The organism is Bradyrhizobium sp. SZCCHNS1050, from assembly GCF_032484785.1.
Taxonomy (GTDB): domain Bacteria; phylum Pseudomonadota; class Alphaproteobacteria; order Rhizobiales; family Xanthobacteraceae; genus Bradyrhizobium.
In genome coordinates this window covers 1,540,571-1,560,237 of record NZ_JAUETR010000001.1, presented here as the reverse complement: position 1 = coordinate 1,560,237, position 19,667 = coordinate 1,540,571, and the positions used below count along the sequence as shown (strand labels likewise).

Genomic DNA, 19,667 nt, shown 5'->3' with positions numbered 1-19,667 from the left:
TTCAAGCGCTGCGCACCTTGGTAGCGTGCTCCCACGAGGTCTCCCCTCGCATACGCGCTGTCGAAACTGCGGCGTAAGAGCAAAAGTCTGAGTAAGGATCGTTGCGCGCCAAGCCTGCGGACTGCCTGGCGTGATTGGAGGGGGACCTCGTGCCTAGCCTTGCGGCGTTGTTCGGCGCCACCATCAGAGTGGATCTTCCGGACGAGTTCGCCAGCGAAGGCGAACTATTGAGATTTCTCGGCTTGTCAGCGGCGGAGCTCAGGAAAATCTGGTGGTTCCGCGGGCGCATGTATTCACAATTCGACATCGCAAAGCGGCACGGGAAGACACGTCCGATAGCGGCTCCGGATACCCGCTTGAAAATGCTTCAGCGGAATATAGCCTCGTCGCTCGACAAGATATATCGGCCAAGACGCACGGTGCACGGTTACGTCCACGGACGGTCGGTAAAGTCGAACGCATCGGCGCATCTCCGAAGCAAGTTCGTCATGAATTTGGACGTCGCGGGATTTTTTCCGTCGATCACGGAGCGTCGCGTCTGCGGCCTTTTCGAGGCGTTGGGGATCGACGATCGCGTTGCACAGATCCTGACTCGCATCTGCTGCAATGACAGCGGTCTGCCGCAGGGCGTGACCTTGCCCCCAAGTTTTATCCAGGTCTGAGTTCGTTCGGGCGGTTGGATGTGCCCATCCGGGCGGTGGTAGCGGCGGGAGCTGGCGCGGAGCTCTCGGCATAGCGCAACGCCAGATCCCGACGCGGATTGCAGGTGGCGGCGAACTCGGATGGCGTCTTCCATCCGAGCTGGGAGTGCGGCCGAGCGTCGTTATAGTCGGCCTGCCAGCATCGGAGCGCAACGCGGGCCTGGGCGAGCGAGGTGAACAGCGTCTCGTTCAGCAGTTCATCCCGCAGGCGGCCGTTGAAGCTCTCGATGAAGGCGTTCTGCATGGGTTTGCCCGGCGCGATGTAGTGCCAGGCGATGCGGCTCTGATCGGCCCATGTCAGGATGGCATTGCTGGTGAGTTCGCTGCCGTTGTCGCTCACCACCATCTTGGGCTTGCCGCGCTCGGCGACCAGCCGGTCCAGCTCCCGAGCGACCCGGGCGCCCGAGAGCGAGGTGTCGGCCACCAGCGCCAGGCACTCGCGGGTGCAGTCGTCGACCACGGTCAGGACGCGGAAGCGCCGGCCGTCGGTCATCTGATCCGACACGAAGTCGAGCGACCAGCGATCATTCGAGAGCAGCGGCACCGTCATCGGTGCTCGTGTGCCGAGGGCCCGCTTGCGGCCACCTCTGCGGCGCACCGCGAGCCGTTCCTCACGATACAGCCGGAACAGCTTCTTGTGATTGACCAGGTAGCCCTCCCGCTTGAGCAGGACGTGCAAGCGACGATAGCCGAAGCGGCGGCGCTCATGGGCGATCGCCCTCATGCGCTGCCGCAGCCCGGCATCATCGGCCCGGCTCGTCTGATATCTGACCGTCATGCGGCAACATCCGATGGCTTTACACGCCCGCCGTTCGCTCAACCCGTGAACACCCACGAGATGTGCGACAGCTTTCCGCTTCGCAGCGGGCGTCACCACTTCTTTCCCAGCAGATCCTTCAGCGCTGCATTGTCCAGCATGGCCTCCGCCAGCAGCCGCTTGAGCCGCGTGTTCTCGTCCTCCAGCGTCTTCAGCCGCTTGGCCTCCGAGACGTCCATTCCGCCGAACTTGGCCTTCCACTTGTAAATGCTGGCGTCGCTCACGCCATGCTTGCGGCAGAGATCGGCGACCGGAACGCCGGCCTCGTGCTCCTTCAAAATCCCGATGATCTGCTCTTCCGTAAAGCGGCTGCGCTTCATGCTCTGGTCCTCGTTGGGCCAGAACGAACTTCAAACTGGATTAAGCTCCAGGGGCAAGGGCACCGGCGACGACAGCCCGATCGAGGCTGCGAGCGCGCGTGAGTGCCTGTGTTGCCCCGCGATCCTTGACGACGACATCTGCGCCCGCATGGCGAGCGGGGCAGAGCACGGACTCCTGCATGGACCACCAGATGTCATCACCGCAAGATCATGACGAAAGCCGGACCAATGCCACGTTGTCGACCGCTCGTGTGCAGCCGTATAATATCAAGCAGAGGAGACGACCATGTCGGAGCAGAACGCGGAGGAGCGCCCGATTACTCTGTCGGCGTAATCGGGCGCGCGCAAGACGAGACAGTGTTGGCGGCAAAGGCGCAGCATTGCGGTGAATCAACATTGATTCGCCGAAGAGGACGTCCGCCGATGAAACTCTCAGCAGCACTCGACACCTCGAGCACGAAGACCGCGATCTGCGTCATGAACAGCCGCGACGGCACCATTGTGTTCGAAGCCAGCGTTTTGACCGATCCGGCGATCATCTTTGAAGCGCTTGCGCCGTATCTGCCGCGGCTCGACAAGGTCGGCCATGAAGCAGGCAGTGTAGCACCTTGGCTGCACCGTGAGCTCGTGTCCCTGGGCCTTCCCATGGTGCTGTTGGAAGCACGGCAGGCAGCGGCTGCCCTGCAGGCCCAGCGCAACAAGACCGACAAGAATGACGCGCGCGGTCTGGCGCATCTGGTGAGGGCGGGATGGTATCGGCCGGTCCACGTCAAGAGCCCGGAGAGCCATAAACTACGGCTGCTCCTCGGTCACCGCCGGACGCTCAAGCGCAAGCTGCTCGACATCGAAAACGAAATCAGACAGTCGCTGAAGGTGTTCGGTCTGTTGGTTGGACCGCGGGTTCAGCGGGCGTCGTTTACGGCGCGGGTGCGAGACCTGGTGGCTCATGACAGTCTGATTGGGGGCATAACGGAATGCATGTTACGGGCCTGGGAAGCACTATGGGCCGAGTACAAGAGGCTGCACGACTTGCTGGTTCAAATGGTCGGACGGGACGAGCTCTGCCGGCGCTTCTGCGCCATTCCAGGCGTTGGTCCCGTGACTGCTTTGACCTTCAAGGCAGCGATCGACGATCCGCACCGGTTCAGCAAGTCCAAGACCGTAGGGGCGCATTTTGGGCTGACCTCCCGGCGCATACAGACGGGCACATCGATCGACATCGAAGGGCACATTTCGAAGTGCGGCGATGGGGAGGTTCGCACCGTACTCTACGAGACGGCGAGCGCGATGCTGGTGCGTTCCAAGCAATGGTGCGGCATCAAGGCCTGGGGTGTCCGGATCGCAGCCAAGCGTGGCCACAAGCGCGCGGTGGTGGCCGTTGCGCGTAAGCTGGCGGTGGTCATGCATCGCATGTGGATCGACGGATCTGTGTTCCGGTTCGCAGCCGAAGATGAAAGTGCCGCTGAACCGAGTCTTAACAACCCGACGGCGCTCGCCGCCGCTATGTGAGAGCTCTGGCGAGCGCCGTCTGGCAGACGGTGCGACGACAGAAGATTGGCTGAGCTTCCGCCGATCGGCGGAGAGGCATTTGGTGGATCGAAGCGGATGCGGAGAGCACGCTATCTTGCCGGCGACGACAGCTCGATTGAGACGTCGAGCGCGCTACTGTGTCTGTGTTGCCCCGCGATCCTGACGACGACATGTGCGCCCGCATGGCTGGCGGGGCTGAGCACGAACTCCTGGATGGACCACCAGATGTCATCACCCCCAGATCATGACGAAAGCCGGACCAATGCCACGTTGTCGACCGCTCGTGTGCAGCCGTATAATATCAAGCAGAGGAGACGATCATGTCGGAGCAGAACACGGAGAAGCGCCCGATTACTCCCGGCAAGATAAAAGCGCCTCTCCGCGGCGTAGAATCGGCGGTCGTAAGTTCTTGTCTCGCTTTCTTACAGCGTGGCACCATTCCGAGAATGGTGGTGTTGCTAACAGAAGAAAGCGATGAGGATTCAAGCTCCCGAACGGCACTCGTAGTAGATTGGCGAAGTCGTGCGTACGTTGGTGCAGATCGCTCATTGGCGCGCGGAGCGGCCGTTCACATTTCATATAGATCGTTCATAGTGCGGATCTTCAGCGCGAGCGGCGGACGTTCAACGGCCACGGCTCATTGAAGGCTGTGACGACCGAGCCGTCACAAGGGCTCACCAGCAATGAAACAGAGGGAGTCGGCTTGCCCATTTGCCTTCTGACGTAACCGGCGCAACGGGGCCGCAGCCGATGCCGAGCGGGCAGCGCGTCACGCTCACTTTCTGTGGTATGATTGGAGCTTTCCGCACGCCGAATGCAATCCGCCGAGGTCTATGCCAATGGAATTTGTTCTTGTGCCAGGACCCATGGTTCGTGCGTCTAGCCTTGAGCCAACCGCGCGCCATTTAGAGGGACTGGGACATCGTATTCAGCTGCCCGATGTTCTGGCGCATCGGCATACGCCACCCGCCTGGAGGGAGTGGACCTCCCATTTGGCGGCCGTCGTGGACCTGAGTCCCAGGGCCGTCCTCGTTGGGCACAGCTCCGCCACCGCATTGATCGCTGATCTGGCAGCGAGACTGCCGTGCCGCTGCTTGATCATGGTCGACGGCGAAGTGCCGCCGTCGAAGGGAGCGGCCGCCCCGATTAGACCGGCATTGCGTGAGCTCATCGAGAGGTTTGCAAGACCAGATGGGACGCTTCCGATCTGGTCCAGGTGGCAGGGGGATCAACGACGCGATGCTCTCCTTGGGCTCGATATCTTAGGGCGCGACCCCTCCGCGCTAGCTGCCTTCGAAAGCGACCTGCCTGAGTTTTCGATCAAATGGTTCGACGATATCATCGAGCTTTCCGAGTGGGACCACATCCCGGCGGGGTTCATTCAAACATCAGCAATCCACAATCATTCGGCTGCTGAAGCCCGGCATCGGGATTGGCCGGTCGTACGGCTGGACGGGACGCATCTTCACCCGACTCTCAGTCCGGCCGAAACTGCAGACGCCATCGTTGCCATGTCCAAGGCACTGGTTCAAAACTTCGGTCCCTAGTGCAGGGTTGGGTGGTTCATCCGTCAGCTGGTCAGGGCGATTCTCCGGCATAGCAGGGGTCCTTCTGCGCCGGCCGAGCCAGCAATCCCGGCGGCGGCTCAATTTCGATTGGTCCGACTTCGGGCCGAGCCGGCGCAGAATTTGCGGTGCTGTTGACGACTAGAAGGTGTCGATAGCCCTGAGAGCTTGAGGTAGAGTCTGTCAGCGCCTTTGTAGTTTGATTGGCGCCCTAACTGTGGCCGGGAGAGCCCATGGAAAAAACGCGGGACGCTCAGGGAACAGCACCGGCACAGAACGAGCTGGAGGACCAGCTCGTCACCCTTAATCGGTCGGCAAATGGACGCCCCGGCCACCTCACTCCGACTCAACTCGCGGCCCATCTGGCTTGTCCCCACCTCACTCAACTCGAGCGCCAGAGGCGTGAGGGGCTCCTGTCTGTCGAGTACAGCCCCGACCCACGCCTCGAGGCGCTGCGTGAGCGAGGCCGCCAGCACGAAGGGGCCTACGTCGAGCGGCTGCGGAGTGCTGGCCGCTCGATCTGCGACCTGCGTGACGAGCGCGATCCCAGGGCAACCCAGCGAGCGATGGAGGCCGGCTTCGACGCTATCGTGCAGGCTACATTAGCTAATGATGTCTTCAGCGGCATTGCGGACGTGTTGCTGCGCGTTAGCAGCACGACTTCGTCATTGCCCGGCTACGCCTACGAGCCGGCCGACACTAAGCTTTCACTTCAGACCAAGCCAGGCACGATCCTCCAACTGTGCACTTACGCCGAATTGCTGAAGCCGATGCAGGGGCTTGAACCCGAATCCATCCACGTCATCACGCCGCTTCAGCAGGAAACCTACCGCACTGCGCAGTTTGCGGCGTACTACCGTCTGGTACGTACCCGCCTGTTGACCGCAGTAAGCGCAGTTCCGGCGCCGAGCACGTATCCGCAACCTGTGGCTCACTGCGACGTCTGCACCTATTGGCGCCATTGCGACCAGCAGAGGCGCGCCGACGACCACCCTTCCTTGGTCGCAGGCATCAGCGGCGCTCAAGTGCGTGAGTTCCAGCAGCAGGGACTTCCCACGGTTACTGCCATTGCCCAAGGAGAGCTTCCTGACAAGCCCAAGCGAGGCGCTGAAGAAACCTACCGACGGCTCGGACAACAAGCCCGGTTGCAAGTGGCAAGCCGAGGTGCCGAGATGCCGCAGATCGAGGCGCTTGCGCTTGAGCCGGGCCGCGGACTGGCAAGATTACCAGAGCCCTCTGCCGGCGATATTTTCCTCGACTTCGAGGGCGATCCATTCGTTGCCCCGCATGGCCTGGAATACCTCACCGGGGTGTGTTTCACCAATAAGGCCGGAATCATCGAGTTCAACCAACAGTGGGCGCTACAGACGGGCGAGGAGAAGGCTGCTTTTGAGGCCTTCATCGACTTTGCGCTGGCTCGCGTGCAGGAGCACCCTGGGACCCATGTCTATCACTTCGGCGCTTACGAGCCCGCGGCCCTGAAAAGGCTCTCAGCCCGTCATGCGACCCGGGGATCTGAGCTGGACCAACTGCTACGCGGCCGGCGATTTGTGGACTTGCACGCCGTCGTGCGCGAGAGCTTTCGCATAGGCGTGGAGCGCTACGGTCTCAAGGAGCTGGAAGCCTTGCATGGCTTTCAGCGCCGGCTGGACCTTCGAGACGCCGGCATCGCACGGCGTAATCTCGAATTAGCGCTTGAACTGGGCAATATCGAAGTCCTCCCAGACGAAGTTCGTGACCGCGTCGCCGCCTACAACGCGGACGACTGCCTCTCGACGGAGAGCCTGCGTGGCTGGCTCGAGTGCCAGCGCGACGATTGTCTCGCGCGCGGCCAGTACATTGATCGGCCGGTGCCCGGTACGCTGGCGCCAAGTGAGGACGTCAGCGCCCGCGATCAGCGCATTTCGGCGATCAGGGACGTCTTGCGGCAGGGCTTGCCGGCGGACCTCGAAACCTGGACGGCGGACGAAAGGGCGCGGGCGTTCCTCGCTGCGATGCTCGGGTACTACCGTCAGGAAGAAAAGAACGCCTGGTGGGAGTTTTTTCGGCTTCGCGATCTTCCCGACGATGAACACCTCGACGAGCGCCATATGCTCGCCGGGCTTGAGTTCGTCGAACGTCTTCCGAAAAAAGGGCGCGAGCGGAATGCGCGATGCCGTTTCCGTTTCCCCATTCAGGAAACAGCTGTCGAGCCCGGAGACAACGTCGTATGGCCGCTCCCAGCAGAGCCGGGCCAGGAACCCGAAACGATCAGGGCTGCGGTCGAAGCGGTTGATCTTGATGACCGAACCATCGTGCTGAGTATCAGCGAAAAGGCTATGCAGTCCCTCCCTATTTCGGTTTTCAAAGATCCGGTGGTCGGTGCCAAGCCGCTCGAAGAAGCCGTGCTGGCTTTCGCCGAGCATGTCTGCAACAGCGGGTTCGATCACGACAGCCCCTACGCCGCTGCAGGTGAACTCTTGCGAGCACGCCCGCCGCGCCGGATCGCTGGCGTCGGCTACGAGCTCCGCCGTGCCGATGAAGAGGCTGGCCCGGCGCTGGTACGCCTGTCTAGCGAAATCGAAGGCGGCGTGCTGCCCGTCCAGGGGCCGCCAGGAGCCGGCAAGACGACTCAAGGTGCCAATGCCATCCTGGCGCTCGCCGCGGCGGGCAAGAAGATAGGCATCACAGCCGTCAGCCACAAAGTCATCGATAACCTGTTGATCGCCGTAGGCAACACCAACAATGCATCGCGGAGCGTCCAAGAACTGCACTTGGTACACAAGGATGATGAGCACGACGGTGTGGACGGCATTGAATTTGCCAAGTCGTCACGCGACGCGCTCGATCGCATTGCCCCGGGCACCATCGTCGGCGGCACCGCTTGGCTGTGGGCGCATCCTGACGCTATCGGCCGCCTGGACGTGCTGGTCATCGACGAGGCTGGACAGATGGCTCTGGCACAGGCGCTCGCGGCCGCGCGCGCGGCCCGCAATTTGCTGTTACTCGGTGACCCGCAGCAGCTTGAACAGCCCACGCGGGGCGCCCACGAAGACGGCGCGGACGTTGCTGCACTTGTGCACCTGCTAGGTCCCGGGCAGGCGACCCTGCGCCCCGACCAAGGTCTGTTCCTCGACCGCACTTACCGGCTGCACCCCGCCATTTGCGCGTTCACGTCGGAGGCCTATTACGAAGGGCGGCTGCAGTCTAATCGCGGTTTAGAGCGCCAACGTATCGATGGCGCCACGCTGTTCGCCGGTGCAGGTCTGTTCCTGGTGGAGGTGGCCCATCAAGGCAACCAAGCCCAATCCCTCGAGGAGGTTGAGGCTGTCGTTGCGATCGCTCGTTCGTTGCTGCAACCCGGCAACACGTGGACAAACGCCGATGGGGAAGCCCGCTTTTTGGAGCCGGAGGACATCCTAGTCGTCGCTCCCTACAATTCTCAAGTAAGTGCGCTGAGGCGTGCACTCGCCAGCTTTGATGTAGTCCGCGTCGGGACTGTTGACAAATTTCAGGGCCAGCAAGCGCCAGTAGTGATTTATTCGTGCGCAAGTTCCTCACCTGAGGACGCGCCGCGCGGCATGGCGTTCCTCTATGACCCCCATCGGTTCAATGTGGCGACTAGCCGGGCGCGCGGCATAGTCATTGTTGTTGCGAATCCACGTCTCTTCGAACCCGATTGCCGCACGCCCGACCAGATGGCCTGGGCGAGCGAGTTCTGCCGGTTTGAGGAATTGGCAACGAAGATCACACTACCCGAAATCGGAGGGGGTGGTCGTCTTCAAGGCGAGTAGCGGCGTAGAGATTGTCTCAGGGGAGGGCCGACCGGCGGGGAGCAACGTCAGGCGAGCCGCCGACGGCGACTCCGCCCTCCTCATAAACAACTAGCCGCCTTGCGGATGTTCGCTATGCCGCGGCTAGCCAAAGACGAGGAGACAGGCGGCACTATTCGCCAAAGTTCGGCTGGCGAATGTCTACGGGCACGTGCGCAATCTTACAGATCTCCTCAACGAGGAGCCGTACCGCTCGCCCTTGCCAATCAATTTGATCGATCGGAGATTCCCAATACTCTGATAGGACGTAGGCCAAATGGCGCGCCTTTATGCTCAGGCCTTTCAAAGTGCTGGCGGGCGTCTCCATGATCGCTCGTTCGACAGGATCAAGGCGGGCCAGCAACGCCTCGTCATGTGCCGTAACGTACTCGTCAGCTTGCTTCGATAGGTCGGAAACGCTGCGATCGAGTTCTGCCGCCAGCGCAATAAGCTGTTCCTCAAGAGCTGTGAGACCAGCGTCTGGGTCCGACGACGTCCCAGAATCAAGACTGTTAAACGATGTTCGCGTTTCCATTTGAGCTCCGAAAGAGTCGCGTGCGGCGCACAGCCTCACAGTCGTGTATCGCCCCTAGCCGCTGGGCCCCTGCGATTCCGATGATGTATTCGCTCAGGCTGCTGTTGCTTGCTGCTGTCGGGCCGTTGTGCCGGCCCCCCGGTCTCCTCGAGAGTCTAACTTTTTGAGCTTCGCGCCCCCTGCATCATCGCTCTGTCTCCGAAATCCAGGGGCATGCGCCCATTCGGAATCCGCCCCACAACTCCAAAGAGGTGGCGGTATTTTCGTATTATAGGTTATAACCTATAGAATTTCCAGCCCCGCTTTGGTCCTACCGTCCAGATGAACTGGTCGGACCCAAAGGCGGCGCGCGGCGTTCTCGGGGAGAATGTTAGGCGGCTTCGCAAAGCAAAACGGTTTAGCCAAGAACGCTTGGCCGAGCTGACCGAGCTCGACCAGCCGCACATCAGCGAAATTGAGGCAGGGCTGATTAATCTCACCCTCGATAACGTCCAGGCGCTGGCCGTAGCGCTGGGCGTTGAGCCCTCCGATCTGCTGAAGCCGCCTTCCTAAACGAGAACGTTTGGAATTGCGGTGGACGAGCAGGCTAGGCAGCAAGTCGATCCCGCTCCGAGCAGTACCTGCGCCGTAGTTTGAGGCTCGTCCGGCCACCGACGCGGCTATTCGTCTGCCCGCTCACCTTCTACGCACCGGCCTCGTCCCGGCTGCTTCGATGCGGCTGATGCTGTCCGTATCCCTCGGTTGGACGTGGACAGCCCAATCGCATAGCGGCGGAGCACAGCGAATACTCGGCGATATGCCAGCCCGCAATGGATATGGCACAATCGGCTTATGTTGCCGCCCTGCCATTGCAGGAGTGAGTTGCGCATATCGGGGAATGCGAGATCCGGCAAACTGCTGAAAGAGGCGAATACTCGTGTAAGCCTCGCACGCCATCCTGCAGGGAGAATGGGTTCCCCCCGGCCGGCTGAAGATTGCAGCGATCTGGACGGACACCCCTAGATGGTCAACCGCCAGTGACGATCGTCCGTCGCGAGCACAGGGCGCAATTCACCATCGTCCCGAACGCTGTCTTCGCGGATCCCCGCCTATCTGTCGAGGCGAAGGGCGTGCTCGGCTATCTGCTGTCGCGTCCCCACAAATGGCACGTCCGCCTGGACCACGTCGGGCGGACCCTGGTTGTTGGCCGCAAGAAGCTGCAGCGCATCTTTCGAGAGTTAATCGCCGCCGGCTATGTCGCCCGCGAAGCGCAACGATTCGTCGACGGACACCGGTTCGGCGAGCTCGACTATGTCGTCCATGACGTGCCTGTGCCTGTGGATAAGTCGTTGCGTCCGCGGGGTCGAAAGGGACCTGCGGCTCCGCGGGTCCAAAAGGGACCTGCGTATAAAGACTCGCCGCGGGGCCCTAAGGGACCTGCCTATAAAGAACTATATAAAAACAGACCTTCTCCACCAGCGGCCTATGCACCTGATGGTTGGTCGAACGCCATCGGCGTGACGCAAGATCGGCTTGACCAGCTCCAGGACGACGAGGCTCGGCTGGATCCGGCGATCGTGGGGCTTTTCGACGACGTCGCTGAAGGTTGGGAATTGGTGGCCGCGCTTCCGGATCAAGAACGGGCTGAGCTGCGCCAACGCTTCAGACGGGGTGAGCTCGATCGGTCGGCGATCATTGAGCTCCGGAATCGATACCTGCATGTGCTGGGTGGCCGTCGGGGTAAGAGGTGATCGCTGCTGTCGGGCTCCAGAGCCCCCTGACCGGTTCTGACCGGTGCGGGGCCTGCAGATGATCCACGCCAGGCAGAGCGCGGGGCGAGGCCGTCGAGTCTGATACGAAATTTCATCCGACTTGGTGTCTCGCCTCAATGCCCCTGACCATATCCCTAAGGCCATAGCGCGGGCCTAGGAGACTGAAGCGGCTCTGGCGGCTTGTGTCTGCCGCCAAACTCCGTTGAAGCCCCCAGAGGCGCCGGAAGGGCTCAAGAGCCATGGATCCGAGAGGAGGGCTGAGGGCACAGCAGTCTGCTGAGATCCGCTGCGTCGCAGGTTGCCTGCGCCTGGGCCGGAGTTGCGGCAAACCGGGTGAGATCGCCGAGCGAATCTGTTTGCCAATCGCCGAAATAGCCGTTGTGGCTCAGTGGTGGAACTCGTGGCTGGAAAATTGGCAAACGCCTTGAATTGTTGGCTTTTTCACTCTTCCCTAGGGAGCGCCATTTCCCGGCGCTCACCCCTCAATCTCCGGCCTGTACGCGCGGCTCCTCAGCCTCGCGGCGCGTTTGCGCGTCCGAGCTTTGCTCTTCGGGACGCCCTTCATAAAGAAGGGCGCAGGGAAGGCCGGGTGCAGGCCGCACCCATGGCCCGCCTGCAGAAAGAAAAGCAGGCGGCAGTCACCACAGGATTGGCCGAACAACCGGCCTTCCCTGCGCGATGGGTTGAACGGCTGCTCCGTGCTCTCCCAGGGGACCGGGCTTGCTTGCCCCCGTCATCGGGATGTCGCCGACCAAGACACCAGCGTCGGGGTGTCGGGACCACACGGCTTGACCGTCCGCTTGAGGTCGTTCGTCCGCACGCGAAACGCGCACTGCGACCCCAGGCGGCCACCGCATCTCCCGCTCCACGGTCCGTGACGATCGCGAAACGCCCCTTCTGTGAGCAGGAGACGGCGGGGAGCATCGATCTGATTTGCCCGACGACACAAGGCCGGAGTTGCCCGACGGAATGCGACAAACTGGCACGACGGGCAGTCTGAGCGGATGCGGGAGCGAGCTTCTAGCCAGCTTGGGACCGCAAAAGCGATGCCTTCAGCTCAGAGTCGGTAGCTACCTGCGATCGGAATGGCACGACCCAATTTCGTTCTAGATGAGTTTTTCCTCGCGGTACATTTTTCGCCTTGTTCTTGCTCATCTACGTCGCGCATGCAACTAATGGCTGTGTTCTAGAGGGAAGACGTTTATGCTTTGCCCCGAACCATCGTGTAAAACGGAGGTTCTCCCCCACGTGGAAAGGTGCCACGTTTGCGGTACCGATGTAGGATTTCCAAACGTAAGGGCTGCAGATAGCGCTGAGGAAATTTCTGCGCTGCAGAAGCGTCTGCAAGACGTGCAAACCGCAGCAAATGCTCGAGGTAGCTTGGCGAGGCTCAAAGAGTTCGGATTGGCGGTAGCTCAATCTTCTGCAGTTTTGGCTCGCTCACTTGGCGATTTGGATTCGTTCATAAAGAGCGACAAGTCGCTGTATGTAAGCTTCCACAGCCAAGTCCGCGCGAATTCAAGAATACCAGAAGATAATGACTGGGACAAGGGGCGAATAGCGGCAGAGAGTACGATTCATCCGCACTATACTGAGAAAATAAATTATACAGCCCTATCGTTGGACGGGAGAGGAGTATTTTGGTGGGGTGAATACTCAATTGTATTGAGGAGCCCGCATATCGCACGTCGTACGTCAGTCTTCGAGGAGAACCCGTTCGTATTCTGTGAACGACATCACATTGTCGCTGGAAGGCGGCCTCCGCTGGGCTTTAGAGCTGATTGGACGCGCAGGCAGGATCTCGCGATGGCGAAGCTCGCAGACAAGATCTCCGCCAACACGCTTCCAGCGGAGTTTGCGACCATTTTGCTCAATCAAGGTACGTCCGCTGGCGACGCGGACTTCGTGGAGTGTCATATCTTTGGACCTCTGCACCGATCCTCCATCGAAAAGGTGATCGGTCCCAAACCCAAGAAGCGAGCAGATCTGGTAATCTGGAAAAGCGTTCTGTCCCAACTGAAGAAGCTTGGCGTTATCGTGGAGGAAGTGTGATGGACGCCGTTCTGTCTGGCCAAGCCGCGGCATTGATATTCTTGCAAGGCGCAGAGGCGCGTGTTGTGCGATTGGGGGACCGGTCTGAGATTTTGGTGCGGCGCGAGGATGCGGGCTATGTTCTGCAAGGATGCAACGATGCGGTGTTTAGAACAAGAGTAACTGAATCGGAAGCTCGATCGCAGTTGGAAGATGCGTGGGAAGACGATCGCGCGCTTCGTTTGTCGCTTATTGCCCTCGATCTAGAAGAGGAAAGCGATCTGCGAAATGAGGCTGCTGATTGTCTCGAAGAACTAATTGGCATTAGTCACGCAAAGAGATTCGTAGAAAATCGCTTGTACTCACAGGTGCTGCCGAGCGACGCCGATCCGACTTTTTTGCGGGATCCCGAGCGTTGGCCTTTGGTTTCCGATTTGATCCAAGACCTTGTCGCAAAACAGGCATCGATAGAGCTGCATCGCCGTGCATGGGACGACCTTCGCGAAGAGCTTTTCGCTGAGGGGAAGCCAGCGTTCGAAGAGGAGGCGATTAGGAGGGGGGCATTCAGAGTTCTCGCGTCCGTAGATCCCACCAAGACAGATCCCAATATCGCAATCTTCGAATGCTATGGAATTCTACGTTCGCTTCCCAATTCGAGAGAAATAGTCTCTGAGTGGACCAGGCACTTTAAGCGAGCAAGTATCCGACCAATTATTGTTCCGGATTTTGATCGTGAAGCCGATCTGTCTCAAGAACAGATCGATACGGTTTCGGCATACAAAGAATATCAAAATGCCATTCAGCAGCAGAAAGCGATCATTGAAAAGATGCGGGCCGGAAATGTGAAGATCGCTCGTCGGTATACTGATGAATTGGTAGACGCTCAGCTCAAAACGAGTGATCCCCATTTTGCTGCCAAGTCGCTTTGTAACCTAGCGCAGAAAGCTAAATCGCTTGGGCTTTTCTCATTGCAGTTGGAGTGGGCTGAAAGGGCTGTGAAGCTTGCTCCTGATGATAGTTGGGCGCATGGCCAAGCTGCCGATGCCCTGATTCAGTTCTCTCGACTAGACGAAGCATTGGCTGAGTTTGACTTGGCTGAGGCTCATGGAGATGCAGGTTTTGCTGCGACCGGGCGTGCTCGAATCCTTCGTCATCAGGGCCGGTTGGATGAGGCTCTGCTTGCGTTTCGGTCTGCGCAAAGCTCTTATCCTGGTGATCCTTTTGCGTGGTCCGGAAGCGCGGAGACATTACGAGACATGTGGAGGCTTGATGACGCCTTGAATGAATATCGTCAGGCAATCAAGCGCTTTCCAGATGAGCTCTTTCTTCAATGTGGAATGGCGGCAGTCCTATCGGACCTCGGTAAGCTAAGTGAGGCCCTTGAGGTCTATAGCTCTCCCCAGTTGAGGGATGAGGTGGTCGCGCTTAGTGGGAAGGCTACGGTTCTCAGAGCTATGGGTAAGTTTGCTGCAGCCTTAGAAGCGGCGAATTACGCTATTGAGCTGCATCCAACTGATCCGTCAGCAAGATGCTCCCAAGCCGAAATTTACCGCGTGCGGGGAGATTTGCCGGCCGCGCTTCAGCTCTACGAGGAAACAAAAAGAAGCTCGCCAACGATATCCGTTGCCTATGCGGGATATGCAGAGGTCCTGCGCGATATGCGGAGATATCCAGAGGCAATCGCGGCTTACGAGTCTGCTAGAAAGTTGTTTCCATCCGACGTTTATATTGCGAATGGATATGCGAACATTCGAAAGGTGAACGATGAACTTGAGGAGGCATTGCGCCTTTACGAAGAAAATGTGCGACGATTTCCTTATAGTCTGGTGGCAAAGGCAGGGCGCGCGGACCTTCTAAAAAGGCTTGGACAGTACGAGGATGCGCTCGGTGCATATGATCAGATCATTCGAGTTTCACCTACCTTCGCTGCTGCAAAGAACGGGAAAGCGGCCATTCTCGTCGTCCGCGGCGAGTATGCAGCCGCGCTCTCATTGCTGCCGAGCGGAGAGCCATCGACCAGGGATGATTGGATAGCATGGAATATCCGTGGAATGGCCCTCATAAGGAGCGGAGAGATAGCGCAGGGCATTGCTCACCTGGAGGCTGGTCGGATTCAGACGCCTTTCGCTAGGGAGCGGCGTTACTTTGAGAGGAGTCTTAGCGTCGCGAGAATGCGTCGAGGCGAATTCGCTGAAGCAATCGATGTCCTGAAAGATGTTGGGGGAATGGGATTGTCAAACGTCTTGAGGCTGCATGCCTACGCTGGGCAGGGGCAATTGGTTCAGGCTAATAAGACATATCAACAGCTGTCGGACAATTGTCCAACTCAGTTGCTAGACCTCAAAGACGCCATCGCTGCACGGTTTGGAATTATTGGGGGCGGAGCGCCGCATGCCAATGATAATTGGATATTCAGCAGAGAAACCGAGGTGTTGTTGCAGGCCGCTTAGGAGCGTCAAGTTCACGATGTTGCTGGAAATGGCAGGCGCTTGATTTGTGTCATCAATCTAAGCATAGATCTGTATTTCTAGCTATGACGGTGGGGCGGGAGTCACTGTCTCTCGTCGTCGCTTGCAAAGAAAGCGGCGCCACCCATATGATGCCGTTGCGCCGTATCCAGTCCCAAGGGTTAGGTGACGAAGACTTGTTGCTCGGAATGATGGCCTTTTGATCGTCTCGATAGTCCGCTGTGAATGAGTAATCCCATTACCAGCGACTGGATCTGGGTCATGTGCACTGAGTCGTCACGTAGCCAAAAATTCCTGCGCCCATCCTAATGCATCCGCACCGGCAAATTCAGCGGCCCCCGAAACGCAAACCCGTGCCACCGCATGCTGGCCGCATCCACCAGCTCCATCCGCGGAAACCGCTCGAACAGCATCGGCAGCAGAATCGCGCCGACGGTGCGGCGGGAGAGGTGGGCGCCGGCGCAGTGGTGGGGGCCGTTGCCGAAGGCCTGGTGGGGGTTGGGGTCGCGCAGGGCGTTGTAGTGCTCGCCGTCGGTGAACAGCTCCTCGTCGCGGTTGGCGGAGGCCTGGATGGTCATCACGGTGTCGCCCTTCGGGATCAGGCAGCCGCGGATCTCGGTGTCCTCCATCACCAGGCGTGAGCTCGCCTGGATCGGCGCCACCCACCGCACCCTTCGTCGAGCGCGGAGCGCCACTTGTCCTGCGCGCGCACGGCGGTAGGCTGCTCCGGGTTGGTGAGGAGGCCGTAGAGGATCGTCAAGCGCGTCGCGCGGCTCGTTGATGCCGCGGCAACGGCCTCCGCACAGGAATGTGCGAGACGGGACGTTCGCCTTTCGAGATCGCCGCTACGGCGTCCAGTTCGCCGGGCCGAGCAGGGTCGGAGGAATGAGCGCGCCGGTCATGGCGTGGATGAAGTGAAATCTCGTGCAGGCCGGGCAGCTCACGGTCTCGAAGGTCACGGTCTCGAACCGACAGTCGTCCTTCGGCTGGTGCAGGATGGCATCGACCTCGGACCCGGTCTGGGGGCAGCGAAATGTGATCGGACAATCCATCATCCCATCTCCGGTGCAGACTCGAAAGTTGGGTCGCCGCAGGTTGCGCCTGATTCTCCGGTATTGACTGAGCAATATTGATCAGCCGCGCGCGTTCGCCTCTGGCAGTCTGGTTGCGGGAGACATTGGGAGACGCGCCTGAACAGCCGCTTCGCCGCGCCTGAAAGGCCCCGAGGCGGATCAAGCGTCGCTTCAGACCCGCAGTATCACGGGGCGTTCATTCGTGGCCGCCGCCCGCGGACGACGCATGGCGTCGCGTGCCGTGCGGCGACGTCGAAGCCTGGATGGCGACCATGCCGGGGAGCTGATCATGATCGCGAATTCCATCTTGTGACGATTGACGCTTCACCTGAAGGAGACACGGATGTTGATCGATGTCAGAACCGATGGAAACGTCGAGGACGGCGAGCAGTTGTCGCAGGACGTGAAGGCGTCGCTTCATGCGGTGCTGCACCGCTATGAGGATCAGGTCAGGCGGATCGACGTGCAGCTCAGCGACGCGGTGAGCCACAAGCCGAGTCACGACGACAAGAGCTGCAAGATCGAGGTGCACCGTGACGGCGGCGAGCCGATCGTCGCGGCGCATCAGGACAGCTTCATGGAGCAGGCCGTGCGTGGCGCGGTCCACAAGCTGAAGCGCGCGCTCGACCACGCCTTCGGCAAGGAGGCGGTGTCCGATCAGCTTCGGGATCATCGCTAGACGCGTGGCGGGACGGTTTGCCGGCAAGGCCGCCGGGTGGGAGATCCGTGATGGACATGCTTGCCGAGATCACCGACATCGGGCCGCAGCCGCAGGCGTTCGACATCGAGCGGGCGACGCGGGACAATGCCAATTATCGGTCGGTCGCCTGGAGCGGGCGCTATCTGCAGGTGACGCTGATGTCGATTCCGGTCGGCGGCGACATCGGCCTGGAGGCGCATCCGGAAACCGATCAGTTCCTGCGGCTCGATGCCGGCCGCGGCCGGGTGCAGATGGGCTCGAGCGACGGCGTCCTGATCGCAAGGAACCAACGGTCCGACACGGAGATTGGTATCGAGACCGGGCTGGCCCCACTCCGGCGATGCCGCACAGGAAGGCCTTTCAATGAACAAGCGCAAATCAAATGGCTCCCACAAGGGGAACAGCGCGAAACCCGTCGTGGCGAAGCCGGTATCAATGCCCAAACACGCCGACGCGACAGCGAGGCAGAAGCGCGCTCGCGTGCTAACCGAGTTCGTAAGCTCGGACGCAGACGAACTGCAGGCAGTTCCGGAGACCGAAACGAGGCTCCCGGGACGACCAGCCCAGGAGACGGAAACGATCCTGCCGCCGCTCCCGCCTCTTGAGCCCGAACCCGGGCCGGCGCGCCTGCCGCCTCTCAGCGAGCTGAAGCCCGATGCCGTTCAGCCTGTCGGCGCTGGGACGGACTCGCACGAAGCCCAGCCAACCCCGATCGCTGAAGCCAGGGCGGCCGATCCCTCGCCCGTGGCGGGCGGACCGCCGCCGGCGCTCGCCGGCATGGAGGCCTGCCAGACCCTGCTTATGGAGATGACGCGAGACAATCTCGATTTGGCGGCCAGCCTCGTCACGATGCGCTCGCCTCTCAGCATGTTCGGCGTCGCGACCACGTTTGCCGGCAGACAGATCGACATCTACCGCAGGTTCACGAAGGCCGTCGTCGAGATCGCCTCCGGGCCTGCCAAAGCGCGATAACTCGAACGTGGTGATTCCAACCAACCCGGGGCCCGGCTCAGGTGCACTGAGACAACGCGAAGAACAACGCCCTTCGTGCCGGTCCTATTGCAGCCGTACCGGCAGATTGAGCGGGCCGCGGAAGCCGAATCCGTGCCACCGCACGCTCGCGGGATCGGGCAGCGTCATCTTCGGGAAGCGCTCGAACAGCATCGGCAGCAGGATGGCGCCGACGGTGCGGCGGGAGAGGTGGGCGCCGGCGCAGTGGTGGGGGCCGTTGCCGAAGGCCTGGTGGGGGTTGGGGTCGCGCAGGGCGTTGTAGTGCTCGCCGTCGGTGAACAGCTCCTCGTCGCGGTTGGCGGAGGCCTGGATGGTCATCACGGTGTCGCCCTTCGGGATCAGGCAGCCGCGGATCTCGGTGTCCTCCATCACCAGGCGTGAGCTCGCCTGGATCGGCGCCACCCAGCGCACGCCTTCCTCGAAGGCGGAGCGCCATTTGTCCTGCGCGCGCACGGCGGCGAGCTGCTCCGGATTGGTGAGCAGGCCGTAGAGGATCGTCAGCAGCGCGTCGCGCGGCTCGTTGATGCCGCCGCCGATCGCGATCTTGATGTTGGCGATGATCTGGCTTTCGGCAATCGGATTCTTCGCGTTGACCATGAAGGAGAGCGCGGACGAATCCGGCTCCGCCTTCACGCGCTCCATGTTGGCGCGGATGCAGCGGTCCATCTCCGCGTTGGCGATATCGGACGCGTCGAATGGCCCCGGCGTCCAGCCGAAATTGCCGGCGCCGTCGATCAGGGCCTGCGACCAGCGCTGCATGTCGGCATCGCTGGCGTCCGGGATGCCCATCACTTCAGCGAGGATGCGCGCGGCCAAGGGGCCGGCGAGGGCGGGGAACAGATCGACGATCTCGCCGCGCGGCAGCCGGTCGAGATAATCAGTGGCGAATTTGGTGTAGAGCGGCTCCCAGACGGCTTCGATCGTCTTCGGCATCAGGGCCGGCATCATCGCCATGCGCTCGGCGCGGTGCTCGTCGTGATCCTTGCGCATCAGGGTATGCGCGAGGAAGGCGCGCTTCATCGGCGTGTTCGGATCGTCGGACGAGAACAGCGCCGCATTGTCCTTCACATATTTGGTGTCGGCCGCCTTGGTGAGGAACGTCCGGCCCACCGACTTGACCCGCAACACCGGCGCTTCGCGGCGCAGGCGCCGGTAGATCGGATAGGGATCGCGCGTCAGCTCCGCGATGGTGATGGTCTCGTCCAGGGGAGCCAGGGTCTGAGCCGGGGTCGCAGTCGGCATGGGGCGCTCCTATCGGGATGCGGGCCAGCGCGTGTCTCACCTCAAGGATAGTGGCCGGGATGGACCCGTGCAATCCTGGTCCGATGCATTGGCCGGGACGAGCGTCCGTGCTGAACGAATTCTGACCTCGCC

The 19,667-nt window shown here is 60.8% G+C and carries 15 protein-coding genes and 1 pseudogene; 11 read left to right on the top strand and 5 right to left on the bottom strand.

The features are described 5' to 3' along the window. The first annotated feature begins 149 nt into the window (after positions 1 to 149). Complete coding sequence (locus tag QX094_RS07180; RefSeq protein WP_315826681.1) at positions 150 to 662, top strand: reverse transcriptase domain-containing protein; 513 nt, start codon at positions 150 to 152, stop codon at positions 660 to 662. On the opposite strand, the gene QX094_RS07175 is transcribed toward QX094_RS07180, so the two are convergent. Further along, a protein-coding gene (locus QX094_RS07175; RefSeq protein ID WP_315826682.1) for an IS3 family transposase occupies positions 649 to 1,838 on the bottom strand; the annotation gives its coding sequence in 2 pieces (ribosomal slippage) (positions 649 to 1,589 and positions 1,589 to 1,838; 1,191 coding nt in all). The two genes, QX094_RS07180 and QX094_RS07175, sit on opposite strands and share 14 nt — an antisense overlap. A 423-nt stretch (positions 1,839 to 2,261) precedes the next feature. Between QX094_RS07175 and QX094_RS07170 the strand changes: the two genes are divergently transcribed. From QX094_RS07170 to QX094_RS07160, 3 genes are all read left to right on the top strand, one after another. Next, positions 2,262 to 3,347, top strand: a complete 1,086-nt coding sequence (locus QX094_RS07170) for an IS110 family transposase (protein WP_316187711.1) — start codon at positions 2,262 to 2,264, stop codon at positions 3,345 to 3,347. Positions 3,348 to 4,201: 854 nt separating this feature from the next. Then, positions 4,202 to 4,915, top strand: a complete 714-nt coding sequence (locus tag QX094_RS07165; RefSeq protein ID WP_316187710.1) for an alpha/beta hydrolase — start codon at positions 4,202 to 4,204, stop codon at positions 4,913 to 4,915. A gap of 251 nt (positions 4,916 to 5,166) precedes the next feature. Then, the gene (locus tag QX094_RS07160) at positions 5,167 to 8,706 is read left to right on the top strand and encodes a TM0106 family RecB-like putative nuclease (protein ID WP_315826685.1); all 3,540 of its coding nucleotides are present in this window, start codon (positions 5,167 to 5,169) and stop codon (positions 8,704 to 8,706) included. Positions 8,707 to 8,857: 151 nt separating this feature from the next. Here the strand turns inward: QX094_RS07160 and QX094_RS07155 are convergent, their stop codons facing one another. Then, positions 8,858 to 9,259, bottom strand: a complete 402-nt coding sequence (locus tag QX094_RS07155; RefSeq protein WP_172185258.1) for a hypothetical protein — start codon at positions 9,257 to 9,259, stop codon at positions 8,858 to 8,860. Positions 9,260 to 9,580: 321 nt separating this feature from the next. Here QX094_RS07155 and QX094_RS07150 point away from each other — a divergent pair, with 321 nt between their 5' ends. The 4 genes from QX094_RS07150 to QX094_RS07135 all read left to right on the top strand — a co-directional run bounded on the left by QX094_RS07150 (position 9,581) and on the right by QX094_RS07135 (position 15,491). Further along, positions 9,581 to 9,811, top strand: coding sequence for a helix-turn-helix transcriptional regulator (locus tag QX094_RS07150; protein WP_315805448.1), 231 nt, complete (start codon positions 9,581 to 9,583; stop codon positions 9,809 to 9,811). Positions 9,812 to 10,275: 464 nt separating this feature from the next. Next, positions 10,276 to 10,989: a hypothetical protein gene (locus QX094_RS07145; RefSeq protein WP_172185262.1), complete on the top strand. Its 714-nt coding sequence runs from the start codon at positions 10,276 to 10,278 to the stop codon at positions 10,987 to 10,989. Between the two features lie 1,827 nt (positions 10,990 to 12,816). Next, the gene (locus QX094_RS07140) at positions 12,817 to 13,062 is read left to right on the top strand and encodes a hypothetical protein (RefSeq protein ID WP_316187709.1); all 246 of its coding nucleotides are present in this window, start codon (positions 12,817 to 12,819) and stop codon (positions 13,060 to 13,062) included. Beyond that, positions 13,062 to 15,491 carry a tetratricopeptide repeat protein gene (locus tag QX094_RS07135; RefSeq protein ID WP_316187708.1) on the top strand — a complete coding sequence of 810 codons (2,430 nt, stop codon included), beginning with the start codon at positions 13,062 to 13,064 and terminating at the stop codon, positions 15,489 to 15,491. The genes QX094_RS07140 and QX094_RS07135 overlap by 1 nt, the downstream gene beginning before the upstream one ends. 323 nt (positions 15,492 to 15,814) lie before the next feature. Here the strand turns inward: QX094_RS07135 and QX094_RS07130 are convergent. Both QX094_RS07130 and QX094_RS07125 read right to left on the bottom strand, forming a co-directional pair. Next, positions 15,815 to 16,294, bottom strand: a pseudogene (locus QX094_RS07130) (cytochrome P450); the annotation flags it as partial. Between the two features lie 60 nt (positions 16,295 to 16,354). Beyond that, the gene (locus QX094_RS07125) at positions 16,355 to 16,564 is read right to left on the bottom strand and encodes a hypothetical protein (RefSeq protein ID WP_315756027.1); all 210 of its coding nucleotides are present in this window, start codon (positions 16,562 to 16,564) and stop codon (positions 16,355 to 16,357) included. Positions 16,565 to 16,925: 361 nt separating this feature from the next. Between QX094_RS07125 and QX094_RS07120 the strand changes: the two genes are divergently transcribed. The 3 genes from QX094_RS07120 to QX094_RS07110 all read left to right on the top strand — a co-directional run bounded on the left by QX094_RS07120 (position 16,926) and on the right by QX094_RS07110 (position 18,254). Beyond that, the gene (locus QX094_RS07120) at positions 16,926 to 17,261 is read left to right on the top strand and encodes an HPF/RaiA family ribosome-associated protein (RefSeq protein WP_315717609.1); all 336 of its coding nucleotides are present in this window, start codon (positions 16,926 to 16,928) and stop codon (positions 17,259 to 17,261) included. A 50-nt stretch (positions 17,262 to 17,311) separates the two neighbouring features. Continuing rightward, positions 17,312 to 17,887 carry a hypothetical protein gene (locus QX094_RS07115; RefSeq protein ID WP_316187707.1) on the top strand — a complete coding sequence of 192 codons (576 nt, stop codon included), beginning with the start codon at positions 17,312 to 17,314 and terminating at the stop codon, positions 17,885 to 17,887. A gap of 139 nt (positions 17,888 to 18,026) precedes the next feature. Beyond that, on the top strand, positions 18,027 to 18,254 hold the full coding sequence (locus tag QX094_RS07110) for a hypothetical protein (RefSeq protein ID WP_316187706.1): 228 nt from the start codon (positions 18,027 to 18,029) through the stop codon (positions 18,252 to 18,254). Between the two features lie 84 nt (positions 18,255 to 18,338). On the opposite strand, the gene QX094_RS07105 is transcribed toward QX094_RS07110, so the two are convergent. Next, on the bottom strand, positions 18,339 to 19,535 hold the full coding sequence (locus QX094_RS07105) for a cytochrome P450 (protein ID WP_316187705.1): 1,197 nt from the start codon (positions 19,533 to 19,535) through the stop codon (positions 18,339 to 18,341). Positions 19,536 to 19,667 lie beyond the last annotated feature (132 nt).